Raw genomic sequence first — 16350 nt, 5'->3', positions numbered from 1 at the left:
CAAGTCGGTTTTTATATTAAAGAGAATTTTTAATTAAAATCCTCGGCTTTTTTTTGACGTATATATAAAAACATTAAGATTGTAATGATGAAAAAGATCATAATCGTTTGTATGATTAAATTTTTAAACTGAAACAATATTGTCCAAGATGTAACAGCATCTTTAAAAGCTTGGAGTGCAGAGTACGAGGAAGGATCAAAACCGTACTGAAGTAACTTTTTTGTTTCAATAAAAGTACTGTTTTCATCACCGGCGTCTAATATTACTGAAATAAGTCTAGTATCTCCTCGTGTGGCTGTACTGACAAAACTATAATTACCATTAGTTGAAAAACTAGTTTGTAAGCCGTCAACACCTTGGAGTTTAATGTTTTTATTAAGGGAATATATCATTTTATTTGTATTGAAAACTTTTGAATCTTTGAAGGTAAATTGGTAAGAGGTTAGTTTCGTAACATTCAATACATCTGGAAAGTCTTTTACTAATTGTGTTGCTAGTTTAGCGACGTCTATTGATGTTGTAGTTGATTGTTTATTCGTATCGTTATTAATTCCAGTAGCATTTAGAAACGGGGATGGTTGTGATAACTTTAGTTGTTTTGCTTTGTCATTCATTAAAAGTGTAAAGTTATCTTCGTTTCCAGCAATGTGTTCTGCAAGGGCAAGTGCGGAACGATTATTCCCTGTCAAAAACAATGCATGAAGTAAATCACGAACCGTCGTTTTATCTTTGGAAGTTACTTGTATAGGACTCGTTTCTGCTCGGAAAACTTCGTTACTTATTTTTACTAATTCATCTAACTGTATTTTTCCTTCATTCAGTTGTTCCAGTGCGATATACTCTGTCATTAATTTAGATAAAGTAGCTGATTGTATAGGAGTTTCTTCATTTTTTTTATAAACAATCTCACCAGAATTAGTATCTATTAAAATAGCTGATTTAGCTTGAATAATTGGACCATTTACATAAAGATAAAAATATAAAACGATAAGTGCAGTAATAAGAAAAGATAATAATAAAACTGTTATTTTTTTTAAGAATTGCATTAGCGATCCTCCTACTATTACATCAATAATATTATTGTAAAAAGGAATGCTTAATTAGGAAGAAAGAAAAGGTAAAGAATTTCTAAAGAATTTTAAGGAATTCTTTAATTTTGGATATTGATGGAATATAAAAGGTTCAATTTCTTATATGATAAAAAATTGAACCTATAAATATGTGGTATTAAGCTTTATAAGGGAGTAATTTTACAGTGAAAGTTGTTTTTTTATCATCGCTATATACTTCAATTGTTCCTTTATGCAATTCAACAATACTTTTTGCAATTGCTAATCCGAGCCCAGATCCACCAGTGTTTGTTGAACGTGATTTTTCAACACGATAAAAACGTTCAAAAATATGAGGTAAATCAGTACTAGGGATAGGTTGTCCGTAATTTGTTATATCAATTGTAATCATGTTACTGCTTTCGTAAGCAGTAATATCAATATGATCTCCATCATTTCCATAAGTAATAGCGTTTATGATTAGATTTTCAAACACACGTACTAATTTATCCCCATCAGCTAGTACCATTAGCTTTTGAGATGGGAAAGAAGGGCGACATTCAATATTAGCTTCTTGAAGCTGTATCCGAAATTGGACAGTTAATTGTCCAAGCAATTCTACAATATCAATAGGAACAGAATATAAACTTAACTCTTTATTTTGAACGCGTGTATATTCAAACAAGTCATTCATTAATGCATTAAGACGAGTTACTTTATCGTAAATGACTTGAATATAGTATCGTAATTCTACTTCATCTCTATAATTATCATGATGGATTAAATTTACGTATCCAACTATAGATGTAAGAGGGGTTCGTAAGTCATGTGATACATTTGTAATAAGTTCGCTTTTTGCTTGTTCTGCCTGTCTTTCTTCATCAATTGATACTTTTAATTGCTCAATAATTTGATTGACCCCAGTTGCCAGTTCTTCTAAATAATTATGGTGTACGATGGAAACTTTATGATTAAAGTTTCCACTTGCAATATACCGAATTTCTTCAATCATTTTTTTTATACAAGTTTCATAGTAAACCTTTCTTTCATGACGATAAAAAATGTATAAATAGGATGAGAAAATAGAAAATAAAAACAAATAAGATACAATCATCATCCATAAAGACTCTTTTAATCCAATATATTTTTCATGGCCAAAAATTCTAATGAATTCTTTTCCTAGTTCGCTTAGAGTAAGTGAACTCTCAATTACACTCGTTACGAGGCGAAATATAATTAATTCGGTAATTGGTGTAAGAGTGATAGCTAATAAAAGCCAAAAAATAAGCTTCCACTTTGGTATATCTTTTAATATATCAAATGCTTCATTTCTCAATTTTATATCCTACTCCCCAAACCGTATGAATTAGTTTTTCACCATTCATTACGGTTTCAAGTTTATCGCGTAAATTACTAATATGGACCATTACCGTTTTATTAGAACCATAACCGTCTTCATTCCAAACGCGTTCGAATATCTCTTCAGAGCTAAATACTCTTCCAGTATTACTCGCTAGTAAATATAAAATATCAAATTCGATAGAGGTGAGTTTAATATATTCTCCATTTACTTTAACAGTATGATTATGTTTATGTATTTCAACAGAACGAATACGAATAATACCATCTTCATTCTTTGGTGTGGCAGCGTTTTGGAAAGATGATCTACGTAACAATGCTTTCACTCTAGCAACTAATTCTAGTGGATTAAACGGTTTAATCATATAATCATCTGCACCGGTCATAAGTCCTAAAATTTTATCCATATCTTCAGCCTTTGCACTAAGCATAAGGATAGGTACAGTATTATTTTCACGCACTTCTTGACAAACTTCCAATCCGTTTCGTTTTGGCATCATAATATCTAAAAGCATAAGGTCAACTTCATATGTACATATCATTTGTAATGCTTCATCACCATCATAAGCTTTATAAATGTTATAGCCTTCATTTCGTAAATAAACAGCGAGTAATTCTACAATATCTTTATCATCATCAATAATTAATATGTTTTTATTCATTTTATAGTTAGTTCCTTTCCTTACAATTAATCAACATTACTATAATATCAAACATTTATGTATTTTGTAGTAATGTTTCTACATAAAATTTCATGTATCGTATTAAAAAGGAATTAAAACATTCATAACGAATATAAAATAAGAAGGATATTTAAACTCCACATTATACTGAAAGATAGTTATAAGGGGGGCTTGCTATGTTATATAATGATATATATTCATTTACTCCAACTGGAAAAATAGAAAATGATATTAAAGCTTTTCTATTAAAATACAATAAAGAATTTACATATAAACATTCAATTCGTGTGGCAAATGAGGCAAGAAAAATTGCGGGAATATTTTATGAAGATGAAGAAAAAGCAGCGATTACAGGATGTTTACATGATATTAGTGCAATCTTTCCGAACGAGGAGCGGATTGCAGTTGCTGAAAAATTTGGAATAGAAATATTACAAGAAGAAAGAGAATTTCCAATGATTATTCATCAAAAATTATCGAGAGTAATTGCAAAAGAGATATTTAAAATAGAGGATGAAGAAGTTTTAAATGCTATCTGTTGCCACACTACTTTGCATAAACATGCAACGAAGATGGATTTAGTATTATTTATTGCTGATAAATTAGAATGGGATCAAATAGGGACACCTCCATATTTGATAAATGTAAAAAAAGCTTTAGGAAACTCTTTAGAACATGCTGCTTTTGTATATATTTCATATTTGTGGGAACGAAAAGATACATTAAAAGTCATACACCCGTGGTTAGAAGAAGCATATTGGTATTTAAAAGAAATTGTAGAGTAGAAAGGGTATAAAAATGCAATTAAAAGAATATATGAATCAAGCATTCCCAGGAGTTACATTAGTACCGTCCATATACTTTCAGTGGGAAAATCATCTTCATTTTGATTTTGGGAAAGATAAATATCAATTCAAAGAAGATGGTAACACGTATAATATGGAATATTTCACACAACTATATAGGTATAATAAAAGTCTATTTAAAGATATATTTTCAAAAGAAGATACCGTCTTTTTAGTCACAAATGTTTATCGATTTAAACAGGAAAATATAAAAAATGCGCAGAAAATAAATGTATACAATAGGTTTATTAAAAAGAGGGATTTAAAGTTTCATATAAGACAAGAAACATTCCCTTTTCTATTTGAAGATGAAGAAGCTGACTTATATTGTACATATCAATTTTCTTTACAATGTTTTGCAGAAGATATTAAATATGAACCGCTTATTGAAGCTGTTAATCATGAAGATTTCCCTGACCTACGTCCACGTCTAGGGCGAAAAAAAGAAATTTCATATCCAGATGTATTTTTTATAAATGTAACAAAGGATATTATCATGTTTATTTATGAAGATAGAGGATGTGAAGTAATTGCGAAGAATAAAGAAAAGATACGGGATTTATATGAGAAGTATAAAGAGTGGATACCAGAATATGAACGAGAGAGTATAGATGACTTATTTACATGAAAATAGGAGGAAGTGAAGTGTGTAATGAAAAGGATCGCAATTGTATCTGCATGGGAACCAGAGCTTACGTATTTGCATCAACATTATCCAAGTGAGCGTGTAGAAAAAATAGCAGCTTGGGAATTTCATTTTCATTCTATTAATGAATTAGAAGTTATTTCAGTTGTAACTGGTGTCGGTAAAGTAAGTTGTGCTAGTTGTGTACAACTATTAATAAGTGAATTCCAGCCAGACCAGTTATTTATGACAGGGATTTGCGGGAGTTTATCAGATAAGGTGAAAAATGGACACATCGTTGTAGCTCTTAATACTTTACAGCATGATGTTACAGCGGCTGGTTCAGGAGAAGATAGTTTTAATCTATATGATGGTAGAACAGCACCTATTGAAACAACTAAATCACTCGTAAAACGAATGAAGAAATTGCGTTCGTATGACCCGGTCCATTTTGGTACATTTCTATCTGGAGATCAACGTATTCGAAGTTCAGAAATGAGGTATTTACTTCATACTGTATACGGTGCTTTAGCCGTTGATCAAGAAGTGGCAGCATTTGCTTATGTATGTCGTGTAAATAACAAACCATTTCTATGTTTGAAAGCTGCCTCAGATCAAGCGAATGACAAAACGAAAGAAGAACAAAAGGTTTTTAAAATGTTAGCATGTGAACGAGCGTGTGAGCATTTAATTACTTTTTTACGTGTTTATGAGATTACTGTAGTTAACAATGTATAGTAAGAGGAGTATAGTGATGAAAGCTACAAATAAAATAGCGATTATTGGTGCGAATGGAAAAGTCGGAAAATACCTCGTAAATCAAGCGTTAGAAAAGGGCTATCAAGTACGAATATTAACGAGAAATTCTAAAAATATGACGATAACTAATGAAAATATAGAGACTATCAGTGGAGATGCCCGCAATTTTTCAGTCATACAGGAATTACTTCAAGGGTGTAAAGCTGTGATTAATGCGGTGGGTCAGCCGAAAAATGAACCTTATATTTTTAGTACAGTTACGAAGCATATTTTAAAAGTAATGAAGGAATATGAAATGAAGCGCTATATTCTTATTTCTGGAGGCTCCTTAAATGTAAAAGGAGATCAGAAGGGAATTGCAAATAAAATAGGGGCTAATTTGTTTCGATTATTTCTTCCAAAGATGATGCAGGATAAATATAAAGAATTGCAAATTATACAAAGTAGTGAAGTAGCTTGGACAATTGTTAGATTACCCTTTGTTATAGAAGGAAATGGTACTGGTGATATTAAAGAGAGTTTAGTAGATATGCCAGGAATCAAAATTCAAAATGGGGATATTGCACCGTTTGTTATAAAACAAGTAAATAGTGAGACATATGTAGGAAAATGTCCACTCATTTCAAATTAAGAGGTGAATTATAATTGCATACGTATTATGGAGAACTTTGTACAAAGATATATGAAAGTGATAAATCAATTGCAGCCGGAAAAGAATTGGATTTTTATCTTTCTTTTGCAAAAGATAAAAATATACATGTGTTAGAACCAATGTGCGGAAATGGTAGAATGTTAATTCCTTTTATGCAAAATGGTGTGAATATAGAGGGATTCGATATTTCGAAAGATATGCTTAAAGTTTGTAAAGATAAAGCAGAAAAATTAAACTTAAAACCGGTCGTGTCACAAGGAAGAATAGAAGAATATCATAGTGATAAAAAATACGATCTTATTATGATTCCTATCGGTTCATTTTCACTTTTACCAAATAATTTAGTAGACAATAGTCTTCAAAATATGAAAAACAACTTAAAGGAAAATGGAAAATTACTTCTTACAGTTGTACAAGGTGGAAGTGAGACAGAACAAATTTTAGATTGGATAGAGACAAATAGAAAAGAAATTAACGATGAATTAATTGTTGAGTATAGAAAAGTTTCATATGATAAGGCGCAAAAACTTCTAAATATTATACTGAAATATGAAATCATTCATGATGAGAAAATAGTAGAAACAGAGATTATGGATTTTCCTATAAGACTATATGATTTAAAAGAATTTGAAAATATACTTATTACTAATGGGTTTAGTCAAATTGTTGTTCATGAAATAAAAGATGGATATAGTGAAGGTAATCCATTTCATGTATTTGAATGCAGTTTATAACGAGTCAAAGCGGGGGATTATACTTATATGATTCAATACAAAAGATGTAGTGAAGTAAGTATAGATTTAGTGTATAAAGCTTTTAAGGATGGATTTTCAGATTACATTATTAAAATGGAAGTTTCAAAAGAAGATTTTATTAAAAGATTTTTTGGACCAGAAGGGAATTCACTGGAACACTCCTTTATTGCGTTAGACGGTGACAAATCTGTTGGTGTAATACTTGGTGGTATAAAGGTTTATGAAAGTATAAAAACAATGCGCTGCGGAACATTAGCTGTTCATCCAGAGTTTCGAGGCATTGGTGTAAGTCAAAAGTTATTTGAGTTACATAAAGAAGAAGCGACACAAAATAAATGTAAGCAGCTTTTTCTTGAAGTTATTGTAGGAAACGATCGGGCGATTCATTTTTACAACAAATTAGGTTATGAAAAAGTATATGACCTTTCTTATTATAATTTAAATGATTTAACTAAAATAATGAATAAAGGTAATAAAAATATTGAAGTAAAACAATTAGAATTTCCAACATTTAAAGTTGAAATTCAGAAATGGCTAAACTTCCATATAAATTGGCAAAATGATATTGATTATATCGAAAAAACAAATCATACATTTTACGGTGCATATGCTGATAGTGATATAAAAGGTTCTGTATGTGTAAATGAACAAGGAAAAATTAGTTTTATTTTCATAGACAAAGACTATAGAAATATTGGTGTTGGGACGAAATTATTACAGGTAGCAAGTGAAGAATTAAAGTTATCAAGTTTATCAATTGGGTTTCCAAACAACAATTTACTGGAAGGGTTTTTAAAGAAATTTGGATTTGAAAAGAATTCTTTAGCACAATATGAAATGTATTTATTGCTATAAAAGCGGAAGGAATTATTCTTTTCGCTTTTTATTTTGCACTATAAACGTTTTTGCTGTATGTGGGAGGATAAGTAAAAACAACAGAAGTTTTGTCACCTATCTTATTGAGCTAACTGGCACTTTAGTTGAAAAAGGGAAAAATATAGTAAACATAGAATATATTAATACATTAAAAGATTTATGGGGTGAAAGTGATGGCAATTAAGCAAGATGAAATTAAAGTAGTAGTCGGAGCTGGAGTATTTAATAATAATCCAGGTTGGGTTCAAACGCAAGAAGATGAACTTAATTTACTAGACAATACCACTTGGGAAGAAAGATTTGAATACAATTCCATTTCAGCTATTTTAGCAGAGCATGTATGGGAACACCTTACGTTTGAAGAAGGTGTAAAAGCAGCTGAAATTTGTTATAAATTTTTAAAGCCAGCAGGGCATATTCGGTGTGGTGTTCCTGATGCGTTTTTCCGAGATGAAGCATATCAAAATATAGTTCAAATAGGCGGGCCTGGTCCGAAAGATCACCCAGCAGCAAGTCATAAAATTGTTCATAATTATAAAACATTAACGAAAATGTTTGAAATTGCTGAATTTGAGGTAGTTTTACTTGAATATTGTGATGAAAATGGTCAATTTTATTACACAGAATGGGATGCGAATGACGGCGTTATTTTCCGCTCGAAAAGGTATGATTCTAGAAATAGAGGCGATAAACTTGGTTTTCCATCGCTAATTGTTGACGCGATTAAAAGGTAAGTCATTCACCTAAAATAGGTATTAGTTCTATCCGTTCATGAGTCGCAAATGCGGCTTTTTTTATTTCTTTTGTAAACCTACGTTTAACATGGAAGCAAACATACATAATAAGTGATTTTGAACATTACATAACTTGATTTGAATACTATATTAGCTCTTATTAACACCATTTATCTTAAAGGAAATTGCTTTTAAATATTTAATGGAAATATTATATAAAATAAATAAATCAACGTTTTCTCATGTTGAATTTTTTTGTGGAAATGTTGAGGTACGCCTATTGTAATAAACATATGGAGAGAATATATAATAAATCAATGTTCAAATTATCATTCACACATTAAATTAATATTTCATTGCCATAGAGATTTCTTTTATACATAAATTCGTGTAAAATAAGAACATATATTCTATATACAAGTAGGAGGCAATAAATATGTTGGCTGAAATAGAGAAACAAACTGACGGCTATATTGTGAAATTTGAACGCCAATTTTCTTATACAATAGAGGAAGTTTGGTCTGTTTTAACTGAAAACAGCAAGCTTAAAAAATGGATGTCTAATTTACAGATTGAAAATCTTAAAACAGGTGGAATTATAAAGTTCGACATGATGGATGGTTCATTTTTAAATATTGATATTTTGGAGTGCCAACTAAATTCAATACTTGAATTCACATGGGATAAAGATCGTGTCCGATTTGAAATACATAAAGAGGAAAATGGTTCTCTTTTACTATTTAAAGAATACATTCATGAATTAACTGACCATACACCGAAAGATATAGCTGGTTGGCATATTTGTCTTGACCTTTTTTCTTCAGTTTTAGAAGGAGAAGAGAAGGTGTTTTCAAAAGATGAGTGGGAATATTGGTTTGATAATTATAAGGTTAAGGTTGATGAGTTGAAAGATTAGGGATTAAATTCATGGTATTTATTATATAATTATTATATTATAAAAATGATTTTGTGGAAAAATAAGAATAGAGGTCAATATGAAAGTAAATCAATTAATTGCTAATAACATAAATAAACTTGATACTGTTATTCCGTTTAATAAATCACTTGGTATTGCTGGTTTATCTGGATCTGGAAAAACAACTCTTTGTCAAACAATTGGTGAAGAATCAAAGAAGCGTCTAGTTTCCTTATTGCCAAAGGCTGAATATCAATATTTATTTCCTAATATTATGGAAACTAATTTTAGTGCCATTAAGATGGAGGAAATGCCTTTAGTACTTTTTTTAGGAAAATCATCAATTTCTACCAATCCGCGTTCGACGATTGGTACTCATACAGGTGTTTTTAAAGAGATTCGTGAAAAACTAGCGGAAGAATTTAATCTTTCTCCTGAAGTCTTTTCATTTAATAATCAATTAGGTTGGTGTGCTGGCTGTAAAGGGCGTGGTACTACTAAAAATATTGAGTGTAAAAAATGTAAGGGGAAACGTTATAGTGAAGAAGTTGAACAACGTACTATCGAGTTATTTGCTAAATCACATACAATTTCGGATATTAACGATTTAAGTGTTGAATCTATTCTTTCATTAGCAGAAGAATTAAATATTAGTGAAGCAAAACAACATATATTGCAAAATATTATCAATATGAACATTGGTTATTTAACATTAAATCGAATTATGGGTACGTTGTCAGGTGGAGAATTAACACGACTTTACTTAGCTGAATTCATGGCAGTTAGTGAAAATACTGTAATTATTATTGATGAGATTTCAGTTGGACTTGATAATGAAACATTGTTACAAATATTAGAAGAGATCAAGCAATTAGGGTGTAAAAATCAAATCTGGCTCATTGATCATTCAGATACAGTACTGGATACAACAGATGAGCAATTGTTCTTCGGACCTGGTAGCGGAAAATATGGTGGACAAATCGTGAAAGAATCACCAAGACCAAAACCAATACTATCGGAACGAAATTACAAAATGCCAACAGAATATTATACATTCCATGAATTATATTGCCGAAATATCCAAATGACTGAGTTTCAGATTCCTAAAAATAGACTTGTAACTGTTACAGGAGAGTCTGGATGCGGGAAATCTACACTTGTCAATGAGTGTTTAGCTACAGATTTCTTGAAACGATATCCAAAAGATAAACTAGTTATGGTAGGGCAAGATCGAAACCAATCGATTACAAGTCGATCAACTGTAGCAACTTTCTTAGATATTAAAAAGAAACTGACAAAGTATAGTGAAGAAATTGATGATATTTTTGAGCGCTCAATTGAGGATATTATTGATGAAATTCCAAATGAAGATATTGCGTATAAACGCTTGAGCCTACTAATCAAATTAGGACTGGGATATTTAACATTAGAACGAAAAACACAAACATTATCAACGGGTGAGTTTCAATGTGTTCATTTAGTTTCTGAGTTATTTGCAAAAACAAGAAATCCACATACATTGTTTATTTTTGATGAGCCTTCAAAAGGTTTATCGCAAAATATTTTAAATCAATTTATAGATAGTGTTAGAGGGATATTGCAAGATGAATCAGTCTCTATCATTATGATTGAGCATAACAGTTACATGCTAGAAAGCTCTGATTATATTGTCGATTTTGGAAAAAGACAGGTTGAATCTATAGAGCATCTTGATGTAGTAAGTCATGAGGATTATTATCGTCAAAAAAGCAGTGTGAATAATGCTGAACAAATACACATTTCTTCAACGCTTAAGCGTAAAGAAGGAGTTCACTATTTAAAAGAAAATCATATTAACTATTTTAAAAATGCTGAAAACGTTTATAAGGGCGGTATTTTAAAAAGCTTATCATCAATGGCCCGATTAATTTATGGTGAATATGAATCTGATACAATGGCACCAGTTGTTGCTATTGATCTCGAAAGACATTTGTATAGTCAATATAGTTTCTTATATGAAATTGGTGGATTGATCAATCATATTGTAACTGCTCATCCGACTAATAAAGATACGAGAAGTTTCGATTTCTATTCTCAGGATAATCATTGTCCATCTTGTTCTGGACGTCTTCAAATTGAAGTTTTTGATAAAGAAATTACAATTCAAGATAAAAACGTTCCATTTTGGGATGGTCTATTCGATCCGGAAATCATGAAAGTATTAAAATTTTATCAATATGAAAAAATCGAATTTCTATTTGAAGAAATTAAAAATGAGCTTGGTCATGATTTGAAGAAAAGCTATAATGATATGTCTGAGGAAGAGAAACATACATTTTGGTACGGCTATTTTGATAAGTCCTTTTATGATAAGAAAGGAAAGACACGTAGAACATGGGTAGGATTTAATACGATTATTGGCGGGTATATTGTTATTTCAAAAGCAGCTATTAAAGAAGATATTAAGACTTCTAAAGAAATGATGACATGTCCAATTTGTAAGGGGACTTTATTAAATCACCATAAACCACTTAATTTTGGAGATACAGATATTCGTGAAATTATTAATCAGCCGCTTAGCGAAGTATTGAAAATTGTAGGAGATTTGCCTGTACTCGTCAAATTGAAATCTATCGTAGGTGACGATATGATTATGACAGAAGATGTTTCTTTATTACCTAGAAATATACAAGTCGCACTGAAAATGTTTGAATTAGAACAAGCAAGCTTTTCAAATTATGAAATGGTGTTACAAAATGTTTTACCATTCTGGGACGAAATAAAAGGAAATATAGAATCCATTTGCTTCAACAATCAAGTAACTATTTGTGATTTTCCTAATGTTTATGAAACAAGAGAAACAATTATAGATAAGTATTTCACAAATGGTAAATATAAAAAACTAACATATGTATACGAAGCATTTGGTTACAAAAAATTAGTTACCCAAATTAATAAAATTAAAAAAAGCAACCCGTGTCCATTCTGTAACGGAAAGAAAGTTATAACCGAAGATAATCTACATGATGGTGTGTTTAAATTAACAATTCCATGTATAACTTGTAATGCAAGTGGTATTAACGATGAAGGACTTAAAGAAATCGTTGATGGAATAGATGTGCAAACATGGTTAACTGGAAAAGTTAGTGATGTTGTGGATGAAAGCTTACGAACTGAGGATGTTGCAGACATTCTAATATTTAATCGAATTCGTGAGTTGAATAAGCGAGAAATGATGGCAGTTTATGAATGTCTTGAGAAAAATAATTAAATTAAGAAGAATAAAAAATAGTGATTAGTTAGGGATTAAAAACTCATTTGCAATAATCTGCAAATGAGTTTTTATGTTGAAGAAGAGTTTCTTTAAACGTGTTAAGGTAGATAAATAATAGAGCAAGAAAAATCTATTTGTAATACCAATATAAATTATTCTTAAATTTTAAACTGAAAGGTATTACAGGTTGGCATTTATGTTTAAGTTTTGTTAGTATTTCTAAGATGTAAATACATTTATCTGTTAGGGTTAGTTTTAAATCGTTAATTATGATCATTTATTATATAATTATTGACGTATAAAAATGTTTTTTTGGGATAATAATTTAGGTTATTTGGATAATAACAAAAGGAATATGCTACTTTTTTAGTGATTGCATAATTATTAGAATTTTTAAATTTAACAGAAATATATACTTGAATGAAGTATATATTTCTGTTAAATTTATCCTATGGACAAAACAAGTTTAATTAAAGGTCATTTAGAAATGTGTGTGTTATCTATTTTGTCGAAAAAGAAAAGTTATGGTTATGAAATTATGAAAGAACTTGAAGTATACAATTTAAAATTGAAAGGAGTAGGAAGTATTTACCCTATTTTAACTAAGTTAAAAAATCAAGAGTGGGTAAATACTTATCAAGAAGTAACAGACAGTGGTAAAGTTAGAATCTATTATGAAATTAATGAAAACGGGAAAATACGTCTTGAGAAGAAAATTAATGAGTGGTTAGAATTACAATCTGATATTCAAACATTATTAAAAAGTGGTTTGAAAGGAGACCTTCTAAAATGAGGAATGAATTAAACGGTAAAGAAAATCAATTTTTAACTGACGTACTTAAGGAATTAAAGCAATACGATATAAGTTTAGAAGAAAGGGAAAATATTAAACAACAAATTTTAGAGCATATTCAAGAATGTCGTGAAAATGGGGAGGATAGTATAAATGATCTAGGTACGCCTCAATTATTTGTTCAAGATTTTTTAGAAATAAATGAAATTGACCTACAAGTTAAAATGAGACAACTTCAAAATGAAAAGGGAAATTCGAGCACATTTATCTTAGGTGGCATATTCATCGCAGTTATTACTTACCTCATCTCACAAACTACACTTTCACTATTTTTAACTGAATCATTTAACGGAACTAATAGCAAAAATACATTTAATTATAATCTTTTATATCGTATAGCAGAGAATCAATGGTGGAACTATGTATTAATAATATTTAGTTTTACGCTCTCTATATTAGTATTTATTAGCCTAGTAAGTTATAAAAAAAGAAAGCTATCTAAAGTATAATGAAGAAAACTATCTATAAACTATTTCAAATTTGTATTCTTTGTAATGTATTAATATTATGTATCGTACATCCAAAAGTTTATGCTCAGCAAAATATTAAAGTTACATTAGATAAGTATATTGAAAAATTTATAAAGGAACAGAACATTCCTGGAGCTTCCGTTGCAATTGTACATCATAAAGATGTATTCTTTACAAAAACATGGGGGATTACTGGGGAGTCTGAAAAAAAGGTAACTAGTAAAACCCCATTTGCGATTGGCTCAATAAGTAAATCTTTAACAGCTTTAGCTATAGTCAAGTTAATAGAAGATAAAAAAATAAAATTAGAGGATTCAGTTCAACAACATCTTCCTTGGTTTAAAGTAAAAGATAATCAATCGGCCTCAAATATAACAATCCAACATCTACTAACACATTCAAGTGGAATGAGTACCTATGAAGGTTTAGCATTATCAGATAAGCAATCAAAGACTACTACGGCTATAAAAGAAAATGTAATGAAACTGTCGAATGTAACATTAACTGCTCCCCCAGGACAAAAATATCAATATAGTAATGCAAATTATCTCGTTCTTGGTGCACTTATTGAGGAAGTTTCAAAAGAGACATACTCTACTTATATGGAGAAGCAAATTTTTCAGCCATTAAGAATGAATGGTGCAGCAGCAAATAGTGAAGAGTCTTATAAAAAGGGTTATTTAACAGGTTATCAATCATGGTTTGGAATACCAAGAAAAAGTACGGTGTCGTATGATAATGGTGGGACACCATATGGATATATTACAGCAAATCTAGAAGATATGATTCAATTCATTAAGTTTTTGAATCACCAAGAGCATACACAATTTTTAAATAAAGATAGTATGGATCTTTATTTATCTCCATTATATAAAATAGATTCAGCGAAATATTATGGTTTTGGACTGAGGACAACAAATATAAATGGAAACGAAAAGATGGTTTGGCATTCAGGCTCAACTCCTGATTCACATGCAGAAATATTTATTTTAAATGAAACTGGCTGGGGTGTTGTGATTTTAACGAATAAAAATCATGTTTTAGAAGAAGCATCACTACCAGAATTTAAAAAAGGGATTATTAATATTTTGAATGGTGAAGAACCGGTTGATATACCAAATAATATACCGATAGTTCAAATTGTTATGTCAATATTAATATTCGCACTTTTCATTACAGCAATTATGTTAATAATAAAGTATAAACGTAAGAAAATTTGTAAAAAAATAACCTGGATTTTTCTAGGGAGTTTATTTCTAATATTATCTATTACTTTAATTCCACTTCTTATTTATAGTACAAATTCACCGTGGCAGACGATTAAAATGTTTTCTGCAGATGTAGCGTTGCTCATTAGTATTATAGTTACTTTATTGAATGTAAATGGATTAATATCAATATATATTGCGTTGAAAAGTGAATTGGTAAATAAGTCGTAAGAGCTTTTAATTATATAAATATAATACATTAAATAATTGTTTAAACTGTTATAAATAGTTGACTCTCACACAATGTCATTGTTTAAGCTTAAGTTGAGCTTCGAATAATTGTAATAAATAGGAGGAACTAATGTTCAAAATAGGGGATTTTTCAAAACTATCTTCCATTAGTATACGTATGTTGAGACATTACGATAAAGTGGAATTATTACAACCAGTAAAAGTCGATGAGCAAAGTGGTTATCGATTTTATTCAGCAGCCCAATTAAAGAAAGTAAATCAAATTCAAGTGTTAAAAGATATGGGATTTAATATTGCCACTATTAAAGAATTAGTAGAGAGTGAAAATATTGAAGTAATAAAGTCACAATTTGAAAATCGTAGTGCTCAAGTAAAGGAAGAAATGGACGATCTCAAAAAACAATTACGTCTCCTCGAAGACTCAATGAAAACGATGAGAGAGGATGTTATTGAAATGAACTATCATGTTTCATTAAAAGAAATTCCAGAAAGAAATGTAGCAAGTGTTAGAAAGGTTATTCCATCGTATAATTGCGAAGGGGATTTATGGAGTATATTGATGCAAGAAATTAATGTTAAAAATATTAGTATAGCTAATCCGAGTTATAGTATTGCTACATTCCATGATCAAGAATATAAGGAAAATGATGTGGATGTAGAAATACAGATAAATATTTTAGGGGAGCATGAAAATACAAAAGATGTTAATTTCAAAAAGATAGATCCAATCAAGGTAGCATCTATAACAGTAAACGGAAGTTATGAACAAATGACAACCGTAAATGAAGCAGCCGCAAAATGGATTGAGGCGGAAGAATATGAAATAGCAGGCCCGATGTTTAATATTTATCACGTTAGCCCAGCGATGGAATCGGATCCTAATAAGTGGGTTACAGAGGTTTGTTATCCGATAAACAAATAAACAATACAGTAAAAAAGGCATCGTATATGCCTTTTTTACTGTATTTCCATCTGAAAATATTTAGCACAAAGGACTCGTTGATTAACCATAATAGCCTCCTTAATACTAGTTAATCTAAGGAGGCATTGAATTGTTATAA

Annotated in this window: 16 protein-coding genes; 13 read left to right on the top strand and 3 right to left on the bottom strand. The window is 30.1% G+C overall.

Annotated elements, in window-relative coordinates:
- Window positions 1-29: 29 nt before the first annotated feature.
- The 3 genes from MR155_RS20350 to MR155_RS20340 all read right to left on the bottom strand — a co-directional run bounded on the left by MR155_RS20350 (window position 30) and on the right by MR155_RS20340 (window position 3070).
- A complete protein-coding gene (locus MR155_RS20350; RefSeq protein ID WP_002141854.1) occupies window positions 30-1046 on the bottom strand; it encodes a D-alanyl-D-alanine carboxypeptidase family protein in 1017 nt (338 codons plus the stop codon).
- Window positions 1047-1227: 181 nt separating this feature from the next.
- Entirely contained in the window at window positions 1228-2385 is a 1158-nt protein-coding gene (locus tag MR155_RS20345; protein ID WP_219302315.1) for a sensor histidine kinase, read from the bottom strand.
- Window positions 2375-3070 (bottom strand): response regulator transcription factor, encoded by a 696-nt coding sequence (locus MR155_RS20340; protein ID WP_242310940.1) that lies wholly within the window; start codon window positions 3068-3070, stop codon window positions 2375-2377. Before MR155_RS20340 ends, MR155_RS20345 begins: the two co-directional genes overlap by 11 nt.
- A 197-nt stretch (window positions 3071-3267) precedes the next feature.
- On the opposite strand from MR155_RS20340, the gene yqeK reads away from it, so the two are divergent.
- From yqeK to MR155_RS20275, 13 genes are all read left to right on the top strand, one after another.
- Window positions 3268-3876 (top strand): bis(5'-nucleosyl)-tetraphosphatase (symmetrical) YqeK, encoded by a 609-nt coding sequence (gene yqeK, locus MR155_RS20335; protein ID WP_242310939.1) that lies wholly within the window; start codon window positions 3268-3270, stop codon window positions 3874-3876.
- A 13-nt stretch (window positions 3877-3889) separates the two neighbouring features.
- Entirely contained in the window at window positions 3890-4564 is a 675-nt protein-coding gene (locus MR155_RS20330) for a DUF3885 domain-containing protein (RefSeq protein WP_219302317.1), read from the top strand.
- A 24-nt stretch (window positions 4565-4588) separates the two neighbouring features.
- Entirely contained in the window at window positions 4589-5299 is a 711-nt protein-coding gene (gene mtnN, locus MR155_RS20325; RefSeq protein ID WP_002032255.1) for a 5'-methylthioadenosine/S-adenosylhomocysteine nucleosidase, read from the top strand.
- Between the two features lie 16 nt (window positions 5300-5315).
- Window positions 5316-5951, top strand: coding sequence for an SDR family oxidoreductase (locus MR155_RS20320; protein ID WP_242310938.1), 636 nt, complete (start codon window positions 5316-5318; stop codon window positions 5949-5951).
- Between the two features lie 14 nt (window positions 5952-5965).
- The gene (locus tag MR155_RS20315) at window positions 5966-6706 is read left to right on the top strand and encodes a class I SAM-dependent methyltransferase (protein WP_242310937.1); all 741 of its coding nucleotides are present in this window, start codon (window positions 5966-5968) and stop codon (window positions 6704-6706) included.
- Between the two features lie 27 nt (window positions 6707-6733).
- Window positions 6734-7582, top strand: a complete 849-nt coding sequence (locus MR155_RS20310) for a GNAT family N-acetyltransferase (RefSeq protein WP_242310936.1) — start codon at window positions 6734-6736, stop codon at window positions 7580-7582.
- Window positions 7583-7773: 191 nt separating this feature from the next.
- A complete protein-coding gene (locus tag MR155_RS20305; protein WP_242310935.1) occupies window positions 7774-8337 on the top strand; it encodes a class I SAM-dependent methyltransferase in 564 nt (187 codons plus the stop codon).
- Window positions 8338-8773: 436 nt separating this feature from the next.
- A complete protein-coding gene (locus tag MR155_RS20300) occupies window positions 8774-9253 on the top strand; it encodes an SRPBCC family protein (RefSeq protein WP_219302324.1) in 480 nt (159 codons plus the stop codon).
- Window positions 9254-9332: 79 nt separating this feature from the next.
- Window positions 9333-12503: an ATP-binding cassette domain-containing protein gene (locus MR155_RS20295; protein WP_242310934.1), complete on the top strand. Its 3171-nt coding sequence runs from the start codon at window positions 9333-9335 to the stop codon at window positions 12501-12503.
- A gap of 454 nt (window positions 12504-12957) precedes the next feature.
- On the top strand, window positions 12958-13299 hold the full coding sequence (locus tag MR155_RS20290) for a PadR family transcriptional regulator (RefSeq protein ID WP_002016557.1): 342 nt from the start codon (window positions 12958-12960) through the stop codon (window positions 13297-13299).
- Window positions 13296-13808, top strand: coding sequence for a DUF1129 domain-containing protein (locus MR155_RS20285; RefSeq protein ID WP_088039424.1), 513 nt, complete (start codon window positions 13296-13298; stop codon window positions 13806-13808). The genes MR155_RS20290 and MR155_RS20285 overlap by 4 nt, the downstream gene beginning before the upstream one ends.
- Entirely contained in the window at window positions 13808-15268 is a 1461-nt protein-coding gene (locus MR155_RS20280; RefSeq protein ID WP_242310933.1) for a serine hydrolase domain-containing protein, read from the top strand. Before MR155_RS20285 ends, MR155_RS20280 begins: the two co-directional genes overlap by 1 nt.
- Before the next feature lie 130 nt (window positions 15269-15398).
- Complete coding sequence (locus tag MR155_RS20275) at window positions 15399-16211, top strand: MerR family transcriptional regulator (RefSeq protein ID WP_219302332.1); 813 nt, start codon at window positions 15399-15401, stop codon at window positions 16209-16211.
- Window positions 16212-16350 lie beyond the last annotated feature (139 nt).

The organism is Bacillus cereus group sp. BfR-BA-01331 (genome assembly GCF_022663915.1).
GTDB classification, from domain to species: Bacteria; Bacillota; Bacilli; order Bacillales; family Bacillaceae_G; genus Bacillus_A; species Bacillus_A mycoides.
The sequence above is the reverse complement of the archived record's forward strand: the minus strand, read 5'-3'. Positions and strand labels throughout refer to the sequence as shown.

Bases quoted from the DNA above. Each gene is read 5' to 3' on its own strand.
- yqeK (WP_242310939.1), top strand. From the start codon at position 3,268: ATGTTATATAATGATATATATTCATTTACTCCAACTGGAAAAATAGAA.
- MR155_RS20295 (WP_242310934.1), top strand. From the start codon at position 9,333: ATGAAAGTAAATCAATTAATTGCTAATAACATAAATAAACTTGATACT.
- MR155_RS20350 (WP_002141854.1), bottom strand. From the start codon at position 1,046: ATGCAATTCTTAAAAAAAATAACAGTTTTATTATTATCTTTTCTTATT.
- MR155_RS20320 (WP_242310938.1), top strand. From the start codon at position 5,316: ATGAAAGCTACAAATAAAATAGCGATTATTGGTGCGAATGGAAAAGTC.
- MR155_RS20330 (WP_219302317.1), top strand. From the start codon at position 3,890: ATGCAATTAAAAGAATATATGAATCAAGCATTCCCAGGAGTTACATTA.
- MR155_RS20285 (WP_088039424.1), top strand. From the start codon at position 13,296: ATGAGGAATGAATTAAACGGTAAAGAAAATCAATTTTTAACTGACGTA.
- MR155_RS20300 (WP_219302324.1), top strand. From the start codon at position 8,774: ATGTTGGCTGAAATAGAGAAACAAACTGACGGCTATATTGTGAAATTT.
- mtnN (WP_002032255.1), top strand. From the start codon at position 4,589: ATGAAAAGGATCGCAATTGTATCTGCATGGGAACCAGAGCTTACGTAT.
- MR155_RS20340 (WP_242310940.1), bottom strand. From the start codon at position 3,070: ATGAATAAAAACATATTAATTATTGATGATGATAAAGATATTGTAGAA.
- MR155_RS20290 (WP_002016557.1), top strand. From the start codon at position 12,958: ATGGACAAAACAAGTTTAATTAAAGGTCATTTAGAAATGTGTGTGTTA.
- MR155_RS20275 (WP_219302332.1), top strand. From the start codon at position 15,399: ATGTTCAAAATAGGGGATTTTTCAAAACTATCTTCCATTAGTATACGT.
- MR155_RS20280 (WP_242310933.1), top strand. From the start codon at position 13,808: ATGAAGAAAACTATCTATAAACTATTTCAAATTTGTATTCTTTGTAAT.
- MR155_RS20310 (WP_242310936.1), top strand. From the start codon at position 6,734: ATGATTCAATACAAAAGATGTAGTGAAGTAAGTATAGATTTAGTGTAT.